Genomic DNA, 23,241 nt, shown 5'->3' on the forward strand with positions numbered 1-23,241 from the left:
CGTTTGTTGTACTTTTGCCATTCTATATAACAAAAAGTATATTCACTCAAATATTATGGATAGGTTTTCATTTTTAAATGCAGCGCATACCGAGTTTTTTGCACAATTATACGATCAATATTTAGTAAACCCAGACAGCGTTGAGCCAAGCTGGAGAAGTTTTTTTCAGGGCTTTGACTTTGGAATGACTACTTATAATGATGAAAATCCTGTGCAAACAATCGTTGAGTATGTAACGACTACAAACGACAACGCAGATTACAGTAAAGTTTCTGAAAAATTACAAAAAGAATTTAACGTATTGAAATTGATTGATGGCTACCGTTCACGTGGTCATTTATTTACCAAAACCAATCCGGTTCGTGACCGTAGAACTTCATCTCCAACTTTGGATATTGAAAACTTCGGATTAACTACTGCAGACCTTTCTACAGTTTTTGATGCTGCACAGGTCATTGGTGTTGCTCCTTGCTCTCTGCAGGATATCATTACCCGTCTTAAAGCAATTTACTGTCAGCATATTGGTGTTGAATATATGTACATCAGAAACCCTGGTGTTGTAAAATGGATTCAGGATAAATTGGGTGTTAACAACAATCAGCCTAATTTCTCTATTGAAGAAAAACAAACGATCCTTAATAAATTAAATGAAGCTGTTTCTTTCGAGAACTTTTTGCATACTAAATATGTAGGCCAAAAACGATTTTCATTAGAAGGTGGTGAAACCATCATCCCGGCTTTGGATGCTTTGATCGAAAAAGCTGCTGAAAAAGGAGTAGAGCAGTTTGTAATGGGAATGGCGCACCGTGGCCGTTTGAACGTTTTGGCAAACATCTTCGGAAAATCTACTCAGGATATCTTTAGCGAATTTGACGGTAAAGATTACGATCAGGAATATTTTGACGGTGACGTAAAATACCACTTAGGTCTTACAGCCGACAAAAAGACAAGAACAGGAAAAAGCATCAATATCAATTTAGCACCAAATCCTTCACACTTAGAAACGGTTGGAGCTGTTATTGAAGGAATCACAAGAGCAAAACAAGATAAATATTACGCTGATGATTTCTCAAAAGTATTACCAATCGCCGTTCACGGAGATGCTGCAATCGCAGGACAAGGTTTGCTTTATGAAATTATCCAGATGGCACAATTAGATGGTTACAAAACCGGAGGAACCATTCATATCGTAATCAACAACCAGGTTGGATTTACAACAAACTATTTAGACGCGCGTTCCTCAACGTATTGTACAGACGTTGCCAAAGTAACACTTTCGCCTGTATTACACGTAAATGCCGATGATGCAGAAGCTGTTGTACACGCAGTATCTTTTGCATTAGATTACCGAATGGAGTTTGGACGTGACGTATTTATCGATTTATTAGGATACAGAAAATACGGTCATAACGAAGGTGATGAGCCTCGTTTTACACAGCCGGTTTTATATAAAATCATTGCAAAACATCAAAACCCAAGAGATATTTATGCTGAAAAGCTTTTATCAGAAAGCGTTATTGATGCCAATTATGTAAACACAATTGAAAAAGAATACAAAGCAGATCTTGAACAAAATTTAGAAGCATCCCGTAAAAAGGCGTTGACAATCATTACTCCATTTATGCAAAATGAATGGAAAGGATTCCAACAGGTTTCTGATGATGTGATGTTGAAAAAGGTAGATACTTCTTTCGATAAAAAAGGCCTGGATTCAATTATCAATACGATTTCAACTTTACCTTCGGATAAAAAATTCATCAATAAAATCAACAAAATTGTATCTGACAGAAAAACAGGATACGATAACAACACCTTAGATTGGGGAACTGCAGAAGCATTGGCTTATGGTTCTCTTTTAACTGAAGGATTTGATGTCAGAATTTCTGGTCAGGACGTAGAGCGTGGGACATTCTCTCACCGTCATGCGGTAGTTAAAGTAGAAGATTCTGAAGAAGAAGTAATCTTACTGAACAATATCGAAAACAAAAAAGGAAAATTCGGAGTATTCAATTCACTTTTATCAGAATACGGAGTTTTAGGATTTGATTACGGTTATGCTTTGGCAAACCCAAATGCTTTAACAATCTGGGAAGCACAATTTGGAGATTTCTCTAACGGTGCACAAATTATGATTGACCAGTATATTTCTTGTGGAGAAGATAAATGGAACAACCAAAACGGTATTGTTTTATTATTGCCACACGGATACGAAGGTCAGGGAGCAGAACACTCTTCTGCAAGAATGGAGCGTTATTTACAGCTTTGCGCAAGACACAATATGTATGTTGCTGACTGTACAACGCCAGCGAACTTCTTCCACTTGTTAAGAAGACAAATGAAAACAGATTTCCGTAAACCTTTGGTAGTTTTCTCTCCAAAAAGTTTATTGCGTGATCCAAGATGTGTGTCTTCAGTTGAAGAATTAGCAAAAGGAAGTTTCCAGGAAACTATCGACGACAATACAGTAAACAAAAAAGATGTAAAAACTCTGGTTTTCTGTACAGGTAAATTCTACTATGATATTGCTGCTGAAAGAGAAAACAACGGAAGAAAAGATGTGGCAATTGTTCGTATCGAGCAATTATTCCCTTTCCCTGCAGAACAAATCAAAGAAATCATTGCAAAATATCCAAAAGCTGATGATTATGTATGGGCACAGGAAGAACCTAAAAACATGGGAGCTTACAGTTTTATGCTAATGAACTTTGATCTTGTAAAATGGAGACTTGCTTCATTAAAAGCTTACGCAGCTCCGGCAGCAGGAAGTTATACACGTGCAAAACGCCGTCATGCAGATGCAATCAGAATGGTATTCGATAAAAATTTATTCAGATAAAAAAATGTTTCAAGTTTAAAGTTTCAGTTTTAACATTAACATGAAACTTTAAACAATACAACCTTAAACAAAAATAAGATGATTTTAGAAATGAAAGTCCCATCACCAGGGGAATCAATAAAAGAAGTTGAAATTGCAACTTGGTTAGTAAAAGACGGAGATTATGTAGAAAAAGATCAGGCAATTGCTGAAGTTGATTCAGATAAAGCTACTCTTGAATTGCCTGCTGAAATGAGCGGTGTAATTACACTAAAAGCTGAAGAAGGTGATACAGTAGCAGTAGGTGCTGTAGTTTGTTTAATTGATACTGATGCAGCAAAACCATCTGGTTCTGCAGCTGCACCAGCAGCAGAAGCTCCTAAGGCTGAAGCTCCAAAAGCAGAAGTAAAAGCAGAGGCTCCAAAAGCAGCTCCGGTTCAGGCTCCGGCAGCAACAAGTTATGCAGCAGGAACTCCATCTCCGGCAGCAAGAAAAATATTAGACGAGAAAAATATTGCTCCGGCTACAGTTTCTGGTACTGGTAAAGGTGGAAGAATTACAAAAGACGACGCTGTAAACGCAGTACCTTCAATGGGAACTCCAACTGGTGGAAGCCGTGGAACTGAGCGTACTAAATTATCAATGTTACGTCGTAAAGTAGCAGAAAGATTAGTTTCGGCTAAGAACGAAACAGCTATGCTTACTACTTTTAACGAAGTAAACATGACGCCAATCAACCAAATTCGTAATGAATATAAAGATGCTTTCAAAGCTAAACATGGTGGTTTAGGTTTAGGTTTTATGTCATTCTTTACAAAAGCAGTTACAAGAGCTTTACAATTATATCCGGATGTGAACTCAATGATGGACGGTGATTACAAAATCGCTTATGATTTTGCTGATATCTCTATCGCAGTTTCCGGACCAAAAGGATTAATGGTTCCTGTTGTTCGTAATGCTGAACTTTTAACTTTCCGTGGAATCGAAGCTGAAATCAAAAGATTGGCTTTAAGAGCTCGTGACGGTCAAATTACAGTTAACGATATGACTGGTGGAACTTTTACAATCACTAACGGTGGTGTTTTCGGAAGTATGTTATCTACTCCAATCATCAACCCTCCTCAGTCAGGAATCTTAGGAATGCACAACATTATCGAGCGTCCAATCGCTGTAAACGGTAAAGTTGAAATTCACCCAATGATGTATGTTGCTCTTTCTTATGATCACAGAATCATCGACGGACGTGAGTCAGTTGGTTTCTTAGTGGCTGTTAAAGAAGCTTTAGAAAATCCGGTAGAATTATTGATGAACGGAGATGCTAAAAGAGCATTGGAGTTGTAATCAAGTAAATTCTTAGAAATAAAAAAATCCGTTTAGAACTTCTAAACGGATTTTTTGTTTATTTGCCATAACTAACCAATTCATTTATGTCTTCAACCAAAAAACAGGCAGCAATCGGCTTTATCTTCATCACCATGTTAATCGATATTACCGGATGGGGAATCATTATTCCGGTTATTCCAAAACTGATTAAAGAATTAATACACGGAGATGTGAGTGAAGCTGCAAAATATGGTGGCTGGCTGACATTTGCTTATGCGATGACGCAGTTTTTGTTTGCTCCTTTAATTGGTAATCTGAGTGATAAATTTGGGAGAAGACCTATAATTTTAATTTCGCTTTTTGCTTTTGCACTGGACTATATTTTACTTGCATTTGCACCAACAATTACATGGCTTTTTATAGGAAGAATAATTGCCGGATTAACCGGGGCAAGTATTTCAACTGCTTCTGCCTATATTGCCGATGTGAGTACGCCGGAAAACAGAGCCAAAAATTTCGGAATGATTGGTGTGGCTTTTGGACTTGGATTTATAATTGGGCCAGTTCTGGGTGGTATTCTGGGACATTACGGATCGAGAATTCCGTTTTATGCAGCAGCAGTTTTGTGTCTACTTAATTTTCTGTACGGATATTTTATTCTACCCGAATCATTATCAAAACAAAATAGGAGATCAGTTAATCTAAAAAGAGCCAACCCGATTGGTGCTTTTTTGAACTTAAGGAAATATCCTTCGCTTTATGGATTGCTGATTGCCTTATTTTTGATTTACATAGCAGCACATGCCGTGGAAAGTAACTGGAGTTATTTTACGATGTATAAATTTAACTGGAACGAAAAGATGGTCGGAATTTCGCTGGGCGTTGTCGGAGTTTTAGTAAGTCTCGTTCAGGGTGGTTTGATACGATGGACCAGTAAAAAATTAGGAAACAAAAAAAGTATCTATATTGGAATGTCTTTATACACCCTTGCCATGTTTTTGTTTGCTTTTGTTTCAGAAAGCTGGATGATGTTTCTCTTTTTGATTCCGTATTGTCTTGCCGGAATCGCAGGACCGGCATTGCGAGCCATAATTGCCGGACATGTTTTACCAACAGAGCAAGGAGAGATTCAGGGTACAATTGCGAGTTTGATGAGTGCCGCAACGATTATCGGTCCGCCGGTCATGTCGGGTCTTTTTTATTATTTCACGCATCAGGACGCACCATTTGAATTTCCGGGAATGCCTTTTATACTTGGAGGAATCTTGATGATGAGCAGTGGAATTGTTTCTTACCTTTCATTGAAAAAACATTCGAATAATAATTAATCAAATTTATAAATATTTAAAATCCCAAATTCCAGTTAAGGAGTTTGGGATTTTTTATTTTTACCAGAACTTAAGTTTTGGAATTTGGAATTTCAGATTTGGAATTTTATTATTTGAGATACAAATAATGATTATAATAATCAATAATCGCTTTCCCTTCCAGCAAAATATCAGCGCCGATAATGCCATGAACAGGTTTTGCTTTGTATTGCTGTAAAGCTTCATTAACGTGCGAAAGGTCAAAAATAACCAGACTAAAATCAGTATTTTTCCAGGAACCCAACTGAAGTATATTGTGCTTCGAAATTTGTGTTTTCATTCCGGTTCCGCCGGCACCTGCAGCTTTCGTTTTAGATTTTTTTGTGGTTAAATCGAATTTTTCAATACTTTCAAAACCCACACAGGAATTTGATGCGCCGGTGTCTAAAATAAAAGTTCCGGAAACGCCATTGATTTTGGCTTTAATAGATAAATGCTGTGTTTTGGTGACTTTGAATTTTATTTTTCTGTATTTCTCTTTTTTGAGAACCTCGTGAAGATTTTCCATTTTAGATAGTGATTGAAAACCAAAAATAAACCAATTACAGCCAATAAACTAATGATGTACCAGATATAATAGGCTGATTTTTCTTCTGGCGAAATAGAGCCGTAATAGACAAACGAACTCCAGTAATAAGGAGATTTTTTAGCGTTTGGAATCGATTTATCATTTAAGAAATCAAGTTTTGCATTTGTATTGGCTTCAAAGTAAGTTTGCTTATTTTTGATATTTTTATAGAAATCAGTCATAAAAACCGATGTTGTATAATCGTTTACTTTCCATAACGAAAACAACAAATTCTGTGCTCCTGCAAACTGAAAACCTCTTGCTACACTCATCGCTCCTTCGGCTTTGTAAAGTTTTCCAATTCCGGTTTCACAGGCACTCAACACTACTAAATCCGGATTTATATTAAGATTGTACAATTCTGAATATAAAATTTCCTGATCATAAAATTTGATGCTGGCGGGAGTTTCAATATCACCTGCAGCCGCATGTGTGCTTAAATGAAGAATAGAATAATTAGAAATGTTACTTTTAAAATTAGAAAAATTCGCATCGGTATTTTCTAAATATTTGCCTTTAAAGTTACTCCGGATTGATGCCAGTTCTTTCTTCGAATAACTCAATTCAAAAGCCGTCTTTTCGAAAACCGGAAAAACACCCAAAACTGTTTTTTCTGATTTTGAAAAGGGTTTGGAATTCAGATAAATATTCGCCGAAGTATTATAAGCAATCCTGAAATCATTCAGCAAATAATGCATTTTAGCAAAATTTGTTGTATTTGATTTATGTGTAATCAATGCTTCAAAAGGAAGAAAATTCAAAATGCCGTCAGGAACAATGATTAGATTTTGATAAACCGAATTACCAGGCAATTGTAATAGATTATAAACATTATTTCCGGAACGATTATAACCCGCAATATCATTTATAATAGCATTGGCGTCATTAAAATAATCCAGAAAAAAAAGAATATCAGCTATTTTTCCGTCTCCAATAGGAACTCTGTTTAATGAAATTCGATTGTGTTGTAAAGTAAAATAATACAATTTTTCAGAACCCATGAAATAATAAATCATAATGGCTTTGTCATTTTCCAATTTCTTGAACAATGATTTTAAATCACAATTTTCCGGAATATAATCTTCATTTTCAGCCTGAATTTTCTTCAGTGAAAGCGTCAATTCATTTTGCTTTTGGATAAGATTATTGATTTTCGAAATATCTGCAGCATCTCCTTTTTGCTGTTCTTTTAAAATGGCATTATTTAAATTTTGAAATTCCTGCAAAAGCTGTTTTTCTTCTGCGGAAGCGTTTTTAATATTCGAACGATAACTTTTTAAAATTCCAGATTTAGTTCGTTCAGATAATTGAAAGGCTTTATTCACATATTCAGTTTTTCCTTCCTTTTCATATAAATTTTTATAAATCGAAATGCATTTTTCAGTTCGGTTTCGTGATCGCAATTGCATCAGGATTTTAGAGTTTTCGTAAACCAAACCGTTCATGAGTAAATCTTCAATGTAAAAGGAAAGTTCAAAAGCTTTTAATGCTTTTTTTGGCTGTTTAAGCTGTAGTATTTCTGCCTGAAGGTCGATTGCATCTGTCAAAACAGTTTCCGGATATAACTGGTTTTGATTTGGCAGAAGGTTTTTAGAATTATAATTTGGAATTAGAAGTTTAAAAACACCCGAAATTTGCTTTGTACTTTCGTCATATTTTCTTTCATCAAAAAGTAATAAAGCTTTTTCATAATAAAGTTTAGCCAGTTTTCGAGGCTGATGGTTGGGCGCTTTTAAAAACAGTTCTTCAGCTTTTTCTAAATAAGAGTTTGCTGTTTCGAAGTTTCGTCTTTTTCGGTTAAGCGTTGCAAGATTTCGATAAGAATTCGATAAAGTTTCATATTCATCTTTTTCTTTTTGAAGAAATTTTATTGAGGATTCAAATGCTTTTTCAGTCTTTTCTCTTTTTTCGGGGAATAATAAATTTCCGCCTGAATTCAATAAATAATTATTTCCCAGATTATTCAGTAAAATTCCTCTCTGGGCATTCGATAATTTTTCAGTTTTTAAAGTATTTTCCAAAAGTTCAATTGCCATTGAGATCTTGCCTGAACTCTGATAAACATTTGATAAATTGAGGATTGCCGCTATTTTTTGTGATTGGTTTTTCTCTGTTTCAGCAATAAAATAATACTGTTTGATTGTATTTTCAGCACTGTCATAATCGCCCAAAACAGTGTATAAATTGCCCAAAGGTTTCAGGCAATATTCAATAATATCGTAATTGCTGAGTTTGTATTTTTGGTATAATTGCCACGCTTTTTCGTAACCTGAAACCGCATTATGTGTCTGTCCAAACTGGTTTTGATAATACGCCTTGTTGCAGTTTAAAACCACTATGGACAATAATTCGTCTTTGGTTTTTGGTTTTGGATTTTTCCAGAAAGAGGCTTCGGTACTGGTTAAGTTTTGCAGCGCTTTCGCTGAAGGATGGGCAACAAATGAATCAATTGCGTTGTAAATTTTGTCTTCGGGGTTTTGTCCAAAAACAGTTAGATTCAGGAAGAAGAAAATTAAACCATATAAGCGATATAAGTTCATATAATTTGCTGCGTGTTTTGTTGTTTCACAGAGATACACAAAGGTTTTTCACAAAGACGCCCAAAGATTTAAAATAACTTTGCTAATCTCTGTATGGTCTTTGTGTATCTCTGCGGAATAACTTTAAAACTTCCAGATCCCAAAAGGCATCAATTACATTGTAAATTTTGTCTTCGGGGTTTTGTCCAAAAACAGTTAGATTCAGGAAGAAGAAAATTAAACCATATAAGCGATATAAGTTCATATAATGTACTGCGTGTTTTGTTGCTTCACAGAGATACACAAAGGTTTTTCACAAAGATGCACAAAGATTTAAAATGACTTTGCGAATCTCTGTGTGGTCTTTGTGAAACTCTGCGGAATAACTTTTAAAACTTCCAGATCCCATAAACCTGAAAATAATTAAAATCCTTTTCAAAGTTCATCACATACCGAGCCCCTAAACTAGGGCCAATCCTTGCAAATCCAGTAGTTAAATCGAATAAAAGTCCTGTGTTTAAATTTGCCATTGATGCTTTGGCAGAATTTGATTCTGTTCTGGTATTAATTATAAGTTTATCTGAATCTCCCTCGTAAAGGTCTATTTTTTTGCTCTGACGCTGTTCCTGTGCAACATTTATGTTTGCCTGAAAACCGGCACCAATTCCTATGTAGTTATTGATGTTGTAGCGAATAAGAACCGGCACTTCCCAATTAACGCTTTTGTTTTCTGTACTTGTTGTGGTGCGTTGTCTTTGCTTTACACCATTGGCATTGGTAATTACTTCAGTAACCACATTAGCTGCGCTATCATAATTATTTAAACTGTTTACCCATTCTGCCTGCCAGTAAAAGCGGTAGGATTTAAAAGGAGAAATAGTTGCACCAACAAAATAACTGGTTGAATTATCTAAATCAGGATAGAAATTATACCCGGCTTTAGCGCCAATCGATATTCCGGGTAAAAATCGGGTAGTGGCGTAATTGGTAATGATAGGTTCATTTTTGTCAAAAATTATTGCTGTTCGGCTTTTGGTTTTTACCTTATGAAAGTCTTCATTAAATTTCATTGAATATCGTACAAAACCTTTAGTACTGTCTTTTTCCTGAACGTTTTTTTGTTCAGTTCCCGGCAAATAAATATTCTTGAAAGTAAAAATGATTTGTTTTTGTTTAATGATAGTGTCGAGACAGCTTACGGTTGGTTCTTCGCCTTTTGGGCAAATTGGGCATTCGGGATACATGCCTTCAATCTGGAATGTTTTTTTGTCAAACATATCCGGAATATCGGTTTCTAAGCGAATTTTTCTTGCAGGACCTTCTCCATTGTTTTGAAAACGGGTTTTAAATTTCACTCTTTTAAATCGGACAAATCTATAATTAATCAAACTTCCGTTAGACCCCATTTTGTTGGGGTCGTGAGAGGTTACGATTTCCATTTCGAGGTTTTTTATTTTATGGTTTTTAAAACTGCGGTTTGGCACAAAAATCCCGCGCATGGTAACTGTTGCACTGGTATCTTTGATCATTTCCGGAGTGGTTTTGAAAGTGTAAAAGACATTTCGGGTTTCGCTTGGATTGGCTTCGTCAAATTCCAGAATCGAAACATTGTGATAAAGAGTATGTGCCTCTTTTAAACTTGCCTCTAAATCTTCTTCGGTTGTAGTATTTTTATATTTTTTGAATTTAAAAGTGTTTTCGGCAGAAGCGAGATAGGATTTCGTATCATCGAGATCGTCAATTGAAGCTACTGTGTTTTCTTTTACTTCGCGTTCGCCTGCATAGTTTCGAAAATCGACCAGTTCGAAATTATTGTTTTTGAATTGCTTCTCATTATAAAAAAGATACAGTTTACCATTTGAGACATAATTTTCCAGATTTTGATAACTCACTACGACTACCATTTCCTGTTCCGGAATGGGGTCACAGTTTTTTTGGATAGCAAATCCGTTTTGGTCAGCAATCGAGGCAATGTCCTGATAAGGATCATCTGCTATTTCGTTAACAGCAACTTTTTTTGGCCTTGTAGCAGGAGGTTTTCCGTTATCATAATTGTTGGTAACGGCTAATCGCGCGGTGTAATTCCCCTTGTTTTTGTAGACGTGTTTGGGTTCTGCCTGTTTGCTATAATGTCCGTCTCCAAGTTCCCATAAATAAGAGTAGCTTGGTTTTGGCGCACCGGCAATTGGAATTAAAGGCGGTGTTTCGGGTTTAAACGTTACCGAGTTGCCTTTTTGGGTATAGCTTATATTTGCTCTTCGGGTGATGGTGTCTTTTACTTTGGTTTGCGCCAACACCATTGCTGATGATAGAAAAATGAAACAGCATAAAAGTTTTTTCATGGTCGAGGAGGTTTTTAGCCCTGATGGGAGCGGCATCCTTTTTCTGGCTTCTTTAGACAGAAAAAGATACAGCGGACAGCAGGATTAGCTTCTGAAAATCATCAGAGTTAGTTTAAAACAGCATTAAATGTAAAAAAAAGTGATGAGCAAATCATCACTTTTTCCTAAAAAAAGTATTTGAAAGTTACTGAATGGCATTGATCGCTGCTACCAGTTGAGCTTCTGAACCTACTGTTGTTTCAGCCAAAGTAAAGCTGTAGGTTTGATTAGCGGCAATTGTAACACCTTTGATAGCATAACGCCATTGACCGTTATCTTCGGTAGCAAAAATGATGTGACAAGCTAAACCAACAGGAATCTGGCCATAGTGTTCGCTGAATAATCCGGCAGCTGTGTAAGTATCTAACTTAGCCAATGCATTTTGTCCTTCTCCGTCATAAGATAAGTAAATTGCACAATTATTATTGTCATAACCTTCTGGAGCATCTACCAAAATAGTAGTTTTAGGTCTTGGATCGCTGTAGAATTTATCAACATTTGTCCATCCGAAGTTTCCAAAAGTCACATAATAATTGTTTCCTTCGCCCTGAACCCCGCCTTTTCCGCCTGTACCGTCAGCACCGTCTTTGGCTTCTCTCCACACTAAGTTATCATCTTCATCAATGTTTCCGAACCAAAGTGTCATTGCATTATCCAAACCGCCAGTTAAATTAGTTGGTACAACCAGATTTATAGAGCAAGAAGTTGCCAGATCTACACCACCTTGCGTTGCTTTAATAAAGAATTCACCTCCGGAGATTAATAAGTTTTTCTTTCCGTCTGCCATTAACCCCATAGTTGGTTTATTGGTTACAAGCATATTTCCTTTGTCAAAAAGTTCAACAAAATCAATGTTAATAGCTCCTGTTACAGCGTTTCCTGCTTTAGTAAGACAGTTTCCGTTAATGGTGATTTTCACACCTTTTGCTGATGTAAGCGTAATAGCACCTGCACCTGCTGTTGCTGTAAAGTGTTGTGTTTTTCCTGCCAAAGCCTCATCTCTTACAGCTGCAAATTCTGATGCCGATGGTGGTATAATTTTTTCGTCTTCACTGTTGCTGTCATCACAGCTTGCAAATGTTGCTAATGCTAAAAATAATAGTCCGATTTTTTTAAAATTTGTGTTCATGATTTCTAATTTTTATAAATCTGAACTGATTTTGATCAGTTGGTTTTCAGATTCCGGTTGTTAATTTAATTTTTATATTCTTATATCAATTCGGGTTTGATATTGTTACCCTTATTTTTAAAAATTCTTTTTATACCCTTATATCAAATCGTTTTTACAATTGTTACCCCTCTATTCGAAGTTTTTTTGAAACTATTTAGAAAGACACTTTTCTTCAAAAACATTTCCGTCTTCGTCGAGTGCCACCAGAATTTGTTTTTTGCGAAGACTAATCAGTAAATAAAGCCAGACTATTGACCAGAGCCCTATGGTTGCAAAAACCAAAATCAGCTGTAAAGAAGAATTGAGTTGTTTTTTTTCTTTGGATAAAACCACATAAGGAAGTTTGTCGTTTTTTTCAATCACGATAAATCCATTGCGAATTTTGTTCGACAGTATCTGTTGAAACTTGGCAAAATCTTTCTCGGTTGTAAATTGATAACTTCCCATTTCTATGTGATTTTAATTCTAAATAACCCTTTATTGCTCTATATCAATTTGCGGCTATTATTGTTACCTCCTTTTCTGTAACTTTTTTCAGATTCTTTTTTTTACTTTAGCTAATAATTTTCGATATGGAAAAAAGTAAAACACATTCTGACCAAATGTATATTGACGGTATAGCAGCAAATGACTCGGCAATAATCCGTTCTATCTATAAAAATTTCGTTCCCAAAGTGGTTTTCTATATAATGAATAATTCCGGAGACAAGGATCAGGCTCAGGATGTCGTTCAGGAAATCATGATTTTGCTTTTTAATCAGGCAAAAGCCAAAACATTACAGCTGACTTGTCCGTTTGATGCGTACTTCTTTTTGTTGTGCAAAAGGAAATGGCTTAACGAATTGAAAAAAACTTCGAATAAAGGGGTAACAATTAATGAAGATTTTGCATCTATCAATGAATCTGCTCTTGAATTGGTTCAGGAAGCCGAACAATTTGATGAAAAACAGCAGCTTTTTGATATGATGTTCCAAAAATTAGGAGATAAATGCCAGGAGGTGCTAAAACTGAGTTTCGCCATTAAATCGATGGAAGAGGTTGCCGAAAAACTAAACGTAACTTACGGATATGTCCGTAAAAAGAAGTCGTTATGTATCGGACAGCTGACACAATGGATTCAGGAAGCAAAAAATTTTAAATCTCTTAAAAATAATTAGCCATGAACGAAGAACGCTACATATTATTTGATCAATATCTGCTGGGAGAAATGACTGTTGAGGAAAGAAACAGCTTTGAAAAAGAGATCTCAGAAAATCTGGAATTTGCCGCTGAATTCAGAACTTTCAAAGAGATTCAGGTACAACTGGAAAATAAATTCGGGCATGAGCAGGAAAGAAAAGCGTTTAAAGAAAACCTGTCCAATATTGCGAATAAACATTTCAATAAAGAAAAGCCAAAAGTGGTATTGATGCGTCCCTGGTATTATGCGGCGGCGGCATCTGTGGCAATTTTATTCGGATTGTTCTTTTTTGACTATAATCAAAATCCGTCTTTTAATGATTATAACTATCCCGGACAAGCTCATTTTACGGAAAGAAGCAATACAAATGTAAACCTGATACAGGCCGAAAAAGCTTTTAATGACAGAAAATTCAAAGAAGCGATTCCGTTTTTTGAGGCTGTTCTTAAAAGTAACAAAACCTCAGAAATTCAATACTACTATGGTGTTTCTTTGGTGCAAACAGGCCAATATAAAAAAGCAGAGGGAGTTTTTAATGAATTGAAATCAGGAAACTCTGTTTACAAAGACAAATCACTTTGGAATCTGGCTTTACTAAAATTAAAACAAAAAGATTATAATGGATGTAAAGAAATCCTGGAGACTATTTCTCAGGACTATGAAGGCTATGATGAGGTTCAGGAGCTTTTGGATGCTTTAGATTAGATATTTCACTGAGGTACACGGAGAATTTTACACAGAGATTCGCAAAGTTTTAAAATGCTTTGCGGATTTTTTTTTCGTTAGGATGACAAGATTGGGTAAATGTTCCTTAAAAAAAAATCCGTTTTATCAGCGTTTTCACGAAAGTGAATCCGTTTCATCCGCGTCCCAATCACACGCAATTGGTATTCTTTTAATATTGTCGTAATTTTGACAGCTTTAAAATGATACACTTGAATTCAACACCCATTATTACCGATACCCACACACATTTATATTCTGAAGAGTTTGATCAGGATCGTGATGAAATGATGCAACGAGCGATAAATGCCGGAGTAACACGTTTTTTTATTCCTGCTATTGATGCTGCAGCCACACAGTCGATGTATGATCTGGAGCAAAATTATCCGGATTATGTTTTCCTGATGATGGGGCTGCATCCCACTTACGTGAAAGATAACTATCTCGATGAGCTGCAACATGTTGAAAATGAATTGTCAAAACGAAAATTTTATGCGGTTGGCGAAATCGGTATTGATTTGTACTGGGATAAAACACATTTGAAAGAACAGCAAATCGCTTTTAGAAAACAAATTCAATTGGCAAAGCAATACAAACTGCCTATTGTAATTCATTGCCGTGAAGCTTTTGATGAAATTTTTGAAATTCTGGAGGAAGAAAAATCAGCTGATCTGTTCGGAATTTTTCATTGTTTTTCCGGAACGTATGAGCAGGCGCTTCAGGCCATTTCGTATAATATGAAGTTGGGAATCGGAGGTGTAGTAACTTTTAAAAACGGAAAAATCGACCAATTCTTACACCAAATTGATTTAAAACACATTGTTTTAGAAACCGATTCACCTTACCTGGCGCCAATTCCATACAGGGGTAAACGCAACGAAAGCAGTTATTTAACGAATGTAATTGCAAAACTGGCCGAAATTTACGACCTTTCAGATACAGAAATTGCAGAAGCAACAACGCAAAACTCTAAAGACGTTTTCGGGATTTAATATCCGGATTACAATACTTTAATTTTTTTTTTGTTCTTTTGCCCACTTAAATTGATATTTATAATGCAGAAATTTGACGCTATTCGACCATTTTATGATTCTGAAGTAAATGAAGCACTTCATGGAGCTGCCAATCATCCGATGATGAAAACCATGATGAATTTTACTTTCCCGGAATTAAATGATGAAGTCTGGAAAGAACAATTAAAGAAAACGCACTCTATCCGTGATTTTCAATGCAACTTTATTTATCAGACCATTCAAAAAGTACTCGATAAAAGTTCGGAAGGACTTACGACTTCGGGTTTTGAAAAGTTAGAAAAAAACACTCCTTATTTATTTATTTCGAATCACCGTGATATTTTGCTGGATACGACTTTGCTGAATGTTTGTCTTTTCGAACACGGTTTAGTGATGACAGCATCTGCAATTGGTGATAATTTAGTTAAAAAAGCATTTTTGAGCACGCTGGCAAAACTAAACAGAAACTTTTTGGTTTTAAGAGGGTTAACGCCACGTGAAATGCTGCAAAGCTCTAAATTACTTGCCGAATATATGGGGCAGTTGCTGCTTCGCGAAAATCGTTCGGTTTGGATTGCACAGCGAGAAGGTCGTACCAAAGACGGAAATGACGAAACCAATCCCGGTGTTTTAAAAATGATCGCAATGGGTTCTGATGAAGCAAATCCTATGGATTATTTCAAAAAATTAAAGATTGTTCCGGTTGCTATTTCCTACGAATACGATCCTACTGATGTGCTGAAAATGCCACAATTAATGGCAGAAGCCAACAACGAGGTTTACGTAAAAGATAAAAATGAGGATTTCATGACCATTTTAAGCGGTATCATGGGAACCAAAAAAAGAATTCATATTTCGGTAGGAGATGTTTTAGACACAGAAATTGATCAGATTGTTGCCGAAAACGATAACTCAAACAAACAGATCCAGGCTTTAGCACAAGTAATAGATGATTCTATTTTGCAGAATTACCAATTATGGCCAACCAATTTTATTGCTTACGATATCCTAAATGAAACCAATACGTATTCTCATTTATATAAAGAAAACGAGAAACAGCTTTTTGAGCGTCGTTTAGAGAAACGAATAGGAACTGACAATGGCGTTGCAAGACAGGGCTTTTTAGCAATGTATGCGAATCCTGTTGTGAGTAAATTAAAATACCAAAATGTCATCTAAAGCTAAAATACTCTTAATTTATACCGGTGGAACTATCGGAATGAGCAAGGATTTTGAAACAGGAGCACTTAAAGCTTTTGATTTTGGAAAATTACTCAAAAATATCCCTGAAATAAAACAGCTGGATTGCGAAATCGAAACGGTTTCGTTTGAAAATCCAATTGATTCTTCGAATATGAATCCTCAAATGTGGGCTAAAATTGCCACTATTATTGAGGAAAATTATATTGCTTTTGATGGATTTGTCGTTTTGCATGGATCTGATACCATGTCGTATTCCGCATCGGCATTGAGTTTCATGCTTGAAAATTTATCTAAGCCTGTAATATTTACGGGATCGCAGCTTCCCATTGGAGATTTGCGTACCGATGCCAAAGAAAACCTGATTACTGCGATTCAAATTGCTTCGCTTAGGGAAAACGGAAATCCGGTAATTACTGAAGTCTGCCTGTATTTCGAATATAAATTATACAGAGGAAACAGAACTTCAAAAGTAAATGCTGAGCATTTCAGGGCTTTTACAGCACCTAACTATCCGGAATTGGTAGAATCAGGAGTACATCTCAAATTAAACCGACATTTATTTCTTCCCATAAAAACCGATGCAAAACTGATTGTGCATAAAAACCTGAACAATCATGTAGCCATTATAAAAATGTTTCCGGGAATGAGTGAGACTGTTCTGGCTTCGATTTTGGCAACTAAAGATTTAAAAGGAATTGTTCTGGAAACCTACGGCTCCGGAAATGCACCTACCGAAGACTGGTTTTTAAATTTGATCGAAAAAGCGATTCAAAACGGATTGCACATTGTAAACGTAACACAATGCTCAGGCGGAAGCGTCAATATGGGACAATACGAAACCAGTACGGCTTTGAAATCTCTGGGCGTGATTTCCGGCAAAGATATTACGACAGAAGCAGCCATCACGAAGTTAATGTATTTATTAGGACACACGGTTATGATTCCGCAAACGGAGTTTAAAACCATTTTCGAAACGGCCTTGCGTGGCGAAATTTCGCTGTAGCCAATTTAATTAGGCGAAATACTGCAAGTATTGAAAGGATTTTATAAAAAATGCTTTTCTAACTCATTTTTTTTCATGTTATTTGCAAACCAAAATAGAGAGGTGTCCGAGTGGTTGAAGGAGCTAGCCTGGAAAGCTAGTATATGGGTAACTGTATCGAGGGTTCGAATCCCTTCCTCTCTGCTAAAAAGGGATAATCTTCTGATTATCCCTTTTTTTTGCAAATAAGCAACTCTTCTTCATTTGAAAAAGTCTGAACCAATACAGAAAACTGCTGTTAGTTTTCAATGTTATAAGACCTTACTAAAAGGGAATCAACTTCCCTATACTTTATTAGATTAACAAGAATCGTTTATTTTTAAATTTTCCACTGGAAAGAAATCATTATCACAGTTCTCGATTAAACATATACCTTGATATTTTCCATTCTTCTTTTTCTTTACTAAGGATGAAAAACTCGCGCATTTTACTTTTTATATCTTGTTTTTCTTTTATTAAAAAAAGATTTACTTCGGATGTGGTACGAACTATTGCAAGATTCTCATAAACAGATATTTCATCATAATCCGTTGTGGCGCTTACAAATTTTATCCCCATGAAAGTTTGATTATATGCAGATACTAATTCGGCTTTTCCTATAGCACTTGGAAGATCGGCGGGCATTAACACAGCATTTTCACTGTAAAGGTCTAAGATCGCATCTGTATTCGAATCATAAAGATGCTTGAAATAATTACGGACTGTTGTTTCAGCAAGATACTTATCATTCATATTGTTTTTATTAAATTTTTATGGGTTATTACTGTGACTTTATAAAATGAATCACAGGAGATGATATGTGTGGTATTTCTAATTAACTTGATAATCCACCATCTATATTGATGCTGGTGCCGGTAATAAATTTGCTCGCGGGGCTAGCGAGGAACGCAACCAATTCTGAGATATCTGCTGTAGTGCCATAATGCCCCAGGGCCATCGTAGTTTTAAGCATATTTGCAAAGTCAGAGTTTTCAGGATTCATATCTGTGGCAATTGGTCCGGGCTGTATAGTGTTTACTGTTATCCCACGTGGACCAAGATCACGTGCTACTCCTCTCGTAAGTGCGGCTACAGCAGCTTTACTCATTGCATAAATTGATGTGCCCGGAAAACCATTTTTATCAGCGGCAGTACTTCCAATATTGATAATCCTTCCACCTTCACTCATTAATTCTGCTCCAGTCTGCATTGCCACAAATACACCTTTTACATTAACGGCAATAGTACGGTCAAAATCATCCAACGTAATATTTGGTAGTGTTTCTAAAACCGCTATACCGGCGTTATTAACTAAAATATCTAATCGCCCAAAACTTTCATATGCTTTTTTGATAGCTGAGGCTATTGATTGTGCATCTCCGTTATCTGCTTTTATGGCTATAACTTTTACGTTAGGTGTTGATAATTCTTTTGCTAGTATATTAGCAATCTCCTCTGAGTTGTTGTAAGTAAAGGCAACAGCTGCTCCTTCTGAAGCAAGTTTACGAACTATTTCCTTGCCAATTCCGCGGCTTCCGCCTGTTACGAACGCTACCTTATTATTTAATGATTCCATAAATTTTTTGATTTTTATAATGTTAATTATTGTTTTAATCAAGGCAAACTTAAATACTTTGTGTAGATTTGGCAAGTATGTACTTTTTTGTTACTTACTTACCAAAAAGTAATAATTGTTGATTTTCAGTTGTTTAAAATTTCATAAAAATGAAAAAAAATGAAGAAGGCATTCAGGAATGCTCAAAATGTGGTATAGATTATGCGTTCAAACGGATAGGCGGCAAATATAAGGCACGTATTATTTGGAATCTGGGACTTGTTCCGGCACTACGTTATGGAGAATTGTGTCGTGTTCTTCCAGATGTAAGTACGAAGATGCTTACTCAAGCCTTACGTGAAATGGAGGAGGATAAATTAATCAGCAGGAAAATGTATCATGAAGTTCCTCCGAAGGTTGAATATTCACTTAATGAAACAGGGCGGATGCTGATGCCGTTTCTCGAACATTTAGATAATTGGGCTAAGGAGCGAATGAAAAATGAAAGTGTGTAAATTAAATTAATTCTGAAATTCAAATACGTTTAGAAATGAAATTGTCGACTTTACATGAATTAAGTGTTGTTTTTTATATGGTAATGTAATCCCAAAAGAACTCAAAATATTTATAGATTCATTAGGGCAAATAAAAGCAGTATTGAAATTTCTTCCAACAAAAAAGGTTGTATATTTTGGAGATTTAGGATATCTCATACCTCCGCCACCACCTCCAAAACCAGAAAAAATACATTTTGTAAATTGAAAAACCTCTAATCCAGCCCCGATAGAAATGACATCCTTTTGTGGCGGTCCCGATAGCTATCGGAAGCCACAAAAGATAAAATGGATCGGGACTAAAGGTGTTTTGAAAACAGATTTTCTGCTTCCTAAAATAAATAAGGGGTAAATTACTTCGGTAGAATCTCAAAACAGGTTTTAAAGATGAAAACTAAACTACAAAAAGTAAACCCGTACAAAAGCATTAAATGTATTTTCCAGGGCATTGATATTTACCTCTTCGATGGTTGAGTTTTGTGAGTTGATTCGGTAGCTTCGGTTTATGGTTTCTGAGGAATCAAGAAGGTTTTGGACAGAAATTCCAGCCTTGCATTTCATCTTATCCGATAGCTTACTGGTGAAACTTATTGAGGCATTGAGCTGTAAATAGTCATTGAGCTGGCTGCTGTTTGGGTTTCGATATACAATCATTGGATTTTGGTTTTCATCAAATTCCGGAACACGGGAAGCAGGCTGAGTATAGAATCTGCCTGACATCCAGCTTCCTCCTAAGGCAAATTGCCAGCGTTTGTTGTCGAAAATAAAACCACTTCTAACCGCATGTGGAACTTCCTGATTGCTGGTGAAATCCTGATCATGCAGGCGGTCAAATTCATATTCATTATTGTTGTACTGGTAGGTTACCCATCCGGTAAAATTGCGCCATTGCTTCTGTACCAGCGTTTCGATACCATAAACGGTATATTTTCCTAACGTATTGGCAAACTCAAACTGTCCCTGAAATCCCTTGCTTATACTGTTGATTCCGCTTACTTTTTTAATAAAGGGCTCTGCAGTAAACAGCCATTTACGCTTTTGGAAGTTTGCTGCAAAAGAGAGCTGGGAACTTTTGGTAACCGGAAGATTATCGCCGTTAGAAAGTGTCCATCTTCTTTTTTCCAGACCAAAGAAGTTTTCCTGAAAATCAACAATCTGTTGTGTCGTCTGGCTTTTCATTTCGCCCTGTAATTCCAATGCAAAATCTTCAGTAAGATTGTAACGTATTAAAAAACGGGGTTCTGTGCGAAAGGTACGAAGGGTTTGAAAATAATTTTGGCGGATCCCGGCAGTCAGGAAAAATTGCTTATAGTTTGTATCAGCCTGAGCATACACAGCATGGGAGAGGAGATGTTCCTTACTGTTTTGAAGTTTAAAAGTATTATCGTTATTGGTGTTGTCAATATTCGTATGATTAAGCTGATAGCCTAGCTGGAGTGAGAAATTTTTGCTTCCTGCAATGCTGTGATGTATTCCGAGACCTTTATCCAGTATTCTATTCTCCTGTTTAAGAATTCGGTTGCTTTCTATAAACATATCACGTGAATCAATGCTGTAATTGGTGTAATGCAATGTTAATTCAGTTGCATCACCGGATTCCCATTTTGTAGAAAAACAGGCATTTCCGGCTATTGTCTGCTGGTCCAGTTTGCTTTTTTCATTGATAGGCCCATTATTGTCTGCTATGCTTTGGTTGACGTTGAGCGCGTTTGAAATTAGGATGGAATTTATCCGAAGTTCGGAACGCTTGCCTATTTTTTGCCTGTACTGACCGGTAATATCATAGAAATAGAAATCTTCGGAACTTTTATAATTTACATCCTCATCAATAAACAAGTTGGTGATTTTAGTATTCTGGAAAATTCGTTTAAAATAACTTTTATAAGTAGGCGAAGCAAAATAATCGGTTATGGATCTTCGGGCGCTAAATTGCCAGTCTGCCTTTTCGGAAGTTTTAAATGAAGTATTGAAATCGACATTCAGCATATTGACACCTAAGGAACTTTCGTAGAAATCGCCTGATTCAGGAAGCGTTTCTATAATTACGGTGCCGGATACTGCCTGTCCGTATTGAGCAGGACTTGCATTTTTATAAACCGTAAAGGACTGCGAAAGATTCGGATTTAAAGCAGAGATAAGGCCAAAAAAATGTCCTGTCTGGTACAACCGTATCCCGTTCCAAAGAAACAGGTTCTGGTCGTGTGTGCCTCCGCGGAAACTGATGTTAGAAACGGTTTCATCAAGGCTTACAGCACCTGGTAATTGCTGGATGGTCTGAAACACATCCGGTTCTGTCATGCCCGGAAGTATCCCGGTATTTTTAGATTCGATTTTGTAGCTTCCATCTCCGCCTTTTCTAATACCGCGTGTTAATAAATGCATAATCTGTACTTCAGAGAGCTGGGCGATATGAACAGACAGTTCAATTGTAGTTGTTCCTTCTTTTGAAAAATTGCTTAGCGCTACCATTTTATCTTTGTAACCTACATGCGAGATGTGCAGGTTTTTGTCATTGGAACTAAAGAAACAAAAACGACCCTCTGCATCTGATTGTGTGGATTGTTTCGGCCCTAATGCTATCGTGGCAAAAGGAATCGGTTCTTTTGTATCGGCATCTAATAAAAGGCCGCACAATTGTGAAGATTTGACCTTTGCCGGTTTGATAACAATATAATGATCAGAAACACGATTAAAAAAAAGCCCTGTTTCTAATGCAAGTTTGGCAATGATTTCCTGTGTACTGCCCTGAGGGATAGCCGAAACCGTTGCATTTGCGATATCATGTTCAATGTAATTAAACTTGATATGGTATCTGGACTCAATAGATTGTAAAGCTTCACGTAAAGATATGCGAGTCCCGGCCTGCTGGGCATTTGCAACACAACAGGTTAAAAATAAGACATATAATAATAAAGCTTTCTTAGACAATTTTTACTTCTTCATTAATTCATAACTGTCATCTGCGAGCTGGGTTCTTTTAAGGTTAAAGGTCTCTTCAATGATCTTTAGGGCGATATCTAAATTATCTGCAGGTACAGTTCCGGTATATTCTTTGTCGGTATGCACTTTACTCACTTTAATTGTAACATTGTATTTGCGTTCCAGTTCAGCAGTAACTTCGTTGAGCAAATCAGCACGAAAAACAATTTGATTGGCTGTCCATTCAGGCTGGCTTACATTTACTTTGTTTACTAGCCAGCTGCCTTTATTTATGGTAACCATTTTGCCCGGGGTTACTATTTCTTCCTTATTTTTTTCGCTAACCCTTACCCTGCCTTCGTAACAGGCTACATCCATTCTCTGGCTGCGCGACCGCACATTAAATTGTGTCCCTAAAACCTGAACCATTCCGTTTGGTGTTACGACACTGAATTTACTCCCTTTTACAACTTTAAAATAGGCTTCCCCCGTTAGACTGAGCGTACGGTTTTCTTCCCAGTCTGATTTATCAAAATTGATTTCCGAATCAGAATTCAGGCTGACCTGAGATCCGTCCGGCAATAAAAATGTTTTCTCTTTTCCTCTGGCTGCATAAATGGATGTTTTGGAATCTTTTAAGAATAAAAATCCAATTCCTGTGAATAATAATAGCATTGCCGCTGCCGCCATCCATTGAAAAGAATGCTTTTGGAACAATGATTTCTTTTTAGGCGCCGCTAAAACGCTCTGCAGCATATTGCCGGCCTCTTTTTGTGATACATTCAACTGAGCAGAATGTTCTTTTATTTTTTCAAACATTTGCCAGTCAATATCTTTGCCCAAAGCCTGTTTTTCTTCTTCAGACAAATCATTGCTGAGCAAACGTGATAAATAATGATCCTCTTTCATAACGTACTATTTTTTGTTTT

General features: G+C 36.4%; 19 protein-coding genes and 1 tRNA gene. 10 read left to right on the forward strand and 10 right to left on the reverse strand.

Going from position 1 to position 23,241, the window contains the following annotated elements:
- Positions 1-55: 55 nt before the first annotated feature.
- The 3 genes from JE46_RS04620 (at position 56) to JE46_RS04630 (ending at position 5,466) form a co-directional block, all read left to right on the forward strand.
- Entirely contained in the window at positions 56-2,836 is a 2,781-nt protein-coding gene (locus JE46_RS04620; protein WP_031454093.1) for a 2-oxoglutarate dehydrogenase E1 component, read from the forward strand.
- A 78-nt stretch (positions 2,837-2,914) separates the two neighbouring features.
- The gene (gene odhB, locus JE46_RS04625) at positions 2,915-4,156 is read left to right on the forward strand and encodes a 2-oxoglutarate dehydrogenase complex dihydrolipoyllysine-residue succinyltransferase (RefSeq protein ID WP_031454094.1); all 1,242 of its coding nucleotides are present in this window, start codon (positions 2,915-2,917) and stop codon (positions 4,154-4,156) included.
- 86 nt (positions 4,157-4,242) lie between these two features.
- Positions 4,243-5,466 (forward strand): TCR/Tet family MFS transporter, encoded by a 1,224-nt coding sequence (locus JE46_RS04630; RefSeq protein WP_031454095.1) that lies wholly within the window; start codon positions 4,243-4,245, stop codon positions 5,464-5,466.
- Between the two features lie 109 nt (positions 5,467-5,575).
- Here the strand turns inward: JE46_RS04630 and JE46_RS04635 are convergent, their stop codons facing one another.
- The 6 genes from JE46_RS04635 to JE46_RS04655 form a co-directional block, all read right to left on the reverse strand.
- Entirely contained in the window at positions 5,576-6,013 is a 438-nt protein-coding gene (locus tag JE46_RS04635; protein ID WP_031454096.1) for a retropepsin-like aspartic protease, read from the reverse strand.
- A complete protein-coding gene (locus JE46_RS04640; protein WP_031454097.1) occupies positions 5,965-8,613 on the reverse strand; it encodes a CHAT domain-containing protein in 2,649 nt (882 codons plus the stop codon). The genes JE46_RS04635 and JE46_RS04640 overlap by 49 nt, the downstream gene beginning before the upstream one ends.
- 82 nt (positions 8,614-8,695) lie before the next feature.
- The gene (locus JE46_RS24000) at positions 8,696-8,857 is read right to left on the reverse strand and encodes a hypothetical protein (RefSeq protein WP_157505876.1); all 162 of its coding nucleotides are present in this window, start codon (positions 8,855-8,857) and stop codon (positions 8,696-8,698) included.
- Positions 8,858-8,981: 124 nt separating this feature from the next.
- Positions 8,982-10,934 carry a DUF7849 domain-containing protein gene (locus tag JE46_RS04645; protein ID WP_031454098.1) on the reverse strand — a complete coding sequence of 651 codons (1,953 nt, stop codon included), beginning with the start codon at positions 10,932-10,934 and terminating at the stop codon, positions 8,982-8,984.
- 184 nt (positions 10,935-11,118) lie between these two features.
- Positions 11,119-12,102, reverse strand: coding sequence for a hypothetical protein (locus JE46_RS04650; protein WP_031454099.1), 984 nt, complete (start codon positions 12,100-12,102; stop codon positions 11,119-11,121).
- A gap of 192 nt (positions 12,103-12,294) precedes the next feature.
- Positions 12,295-12,591: a hypothetical protein gene (locus tag JE46_RS04655; RefSeq protein WP_031454100.1), complete on the reverse strand. Its 297-nt coding sequence runs from the start codon at positions 12,589-12,591 to the stop codon at positions 12,295-12,297.
- A 125-nt stretch (positions 12,592-12,716) separates the two neighbouring features.
- Here JE46_RS04655 and JE46_RS04660 point away from each other — a divergent pair, with 125 nt between their 5' ends.
- The 6 genes from JE46_RS04660 to JE46_RS04685 all read left to right on the forward strand — a co-directional run bounded on the left by JE46_RS04660 (position 12,717) and on the right by JE46_RS04685 (position 17,449).
- Positions 12,717-13,301, forward strand: a complete 585-nt coding sequence (locus JE46_RS04660; RefSeq protein WP_031454101.1) for an RNA polymerase sigma factor — start codon at positions 12,717-12,719, stop codon at positions 13,299-13,301.
- A gap of 2 nt (positions 13,302-13,303) precedes the next feature.
- A complete protein-coding gene (locus JE46_RS04665; protein ID WP_031454102.1) occupies positions 13,304-14,029 on the forward strand; it encodes a tetratricopeptide repeat protein in 726 nt (241 codons plus the stop codon).
- Between the two features lie 221 nt (positions 14,030-14,250).
- Positions 14,251-15,039: a TatD family hydrolase gene (locus tag JE46_RS04670; RefSeq protein WP_031454103.1), complete on the forward strand. Its 789-nt coding sequence runs from the start codon at positions 14,251-14,253 to the stop codon at positions 15,037-15,039.
- A 63-nt stretch (positions 15,040-15,102) separates the two neighbouring features.
- The gene (locus JE46_RS04675; protein WP_031454104.1) at positions 15,103-16,239 is read left to right on the forward strand and encodes a 1-acyl-sn-glycerol-3-phosphate acyltransferase; all 1,137 of its coding nucleotides are present in this window, start codon (positions 15,103-15,105) and stop codon (positions 16,237-16,239) included.
- Positions 16,229-17,266, forward strand: coding sequence for an asparaginase (locus JE46_RS04680; protein ID WP_031454105.1), 1,038 nt, complete (start codon positions 16,229-16,231; stop codon positions 17,264-17,266). Before JE46_RS04675 ends, JE46_RS04680 begins: the two co-directional genes overlap by 11 nt.
- A 96-nt stretch (positions 17,267-17,362) precedes the next feature.
- Positions 17,363-17,449 (forward strand) — tRNA-Ser (locus JE46_RS04685).
- 204 nt (positions 17,450-17,653) lie between these two features.
- Here JE46_RS04685 and JE46_RS04690 read toward each other — a convergent pair.
- Both JE46_RS04690 and JE46_RS04695 read right to left on the reverse strand, forming a co-directional pair.
- Positions 17,654-18,037: a YybH family protein gene (locus JE46_RS04690; protein WP_031454106.1), complete on the reverse strand. Its 384-nt coding sequence runs from the start codon at positions 18,035-18,037 to the stop codon at positions 17,654-17,656.
- An 82-nt stretch (positions 18,038-18,119) separates the two neighbouring features.
- A complete protein-coding gene (locus JE46_RS04695) occupies positions 18,120-18,860 on the reverse strand; it encodes a 3-oxoacyl-ACP reductase family protein (RefSeq protein WP_031454107.1) in 741 nt (246 codons plus the stop codon).
- Between the two features lie 149 nt (positions 18,861-19,009).
- Between JE46_RS04695 and JE46_RS04700 the strand changes: the two genes are divergently transcribed.
- Complete coding sequence (locus tag JE46_RS04700; protein WP_031454108.1) at positions 19,010-19,354, forward strand: winged helix-turn-helix transcriptional regulator; 345 nt, start codon at positions 19,010-19,012, stop codon at positions 19,352-19,354.
- Between the two features lie 438 nt (positions 19,355-19,792).
- On the opposite strand, the gene JE46_RS04710 is transcribed toward JE46_RS04700, so the two are convergent.
- Together JE46_RS04710 and JE46_RS04715 are read right to left on the reverse strand one after the other, a co-directional pair.
- Positions 19,793-22,321, reverse strand: coding sequence for a TonB-dependent receptor (locus tag JE46_RS04710; protein WP_031454110.1), 2,529 nt, complete (start codon positions 22,319-22,321; stop codon positions 19,793-19,795).
- Positions 22,322-22,324: 3 nt separating this feature from the next.
- Positions 22,325-23,221 carry a FecR family protein gene (locus JE46_RS04715; protein ID WP_031454111.1) on the reverse strand — a complete coding sequence of 299 codons (897 nt, stop codon included), beginning with the start codon at positions 23,219-23,221 and terminating at the stop codon, positions 22,325-22,327.
- Positions 23,222-23,241 lie beyond the last annotated feature (20 nt).

This window comes from Flavobacterium chungangense LMG 26729, assembly GCF_000735715.2.
Lineage (GTDB): Bacteria > Bacteroidota > Bacteroidia > Flavobacteriales > Flavobacteriaceae > Flavobacterium > Flavobacterium chungangense.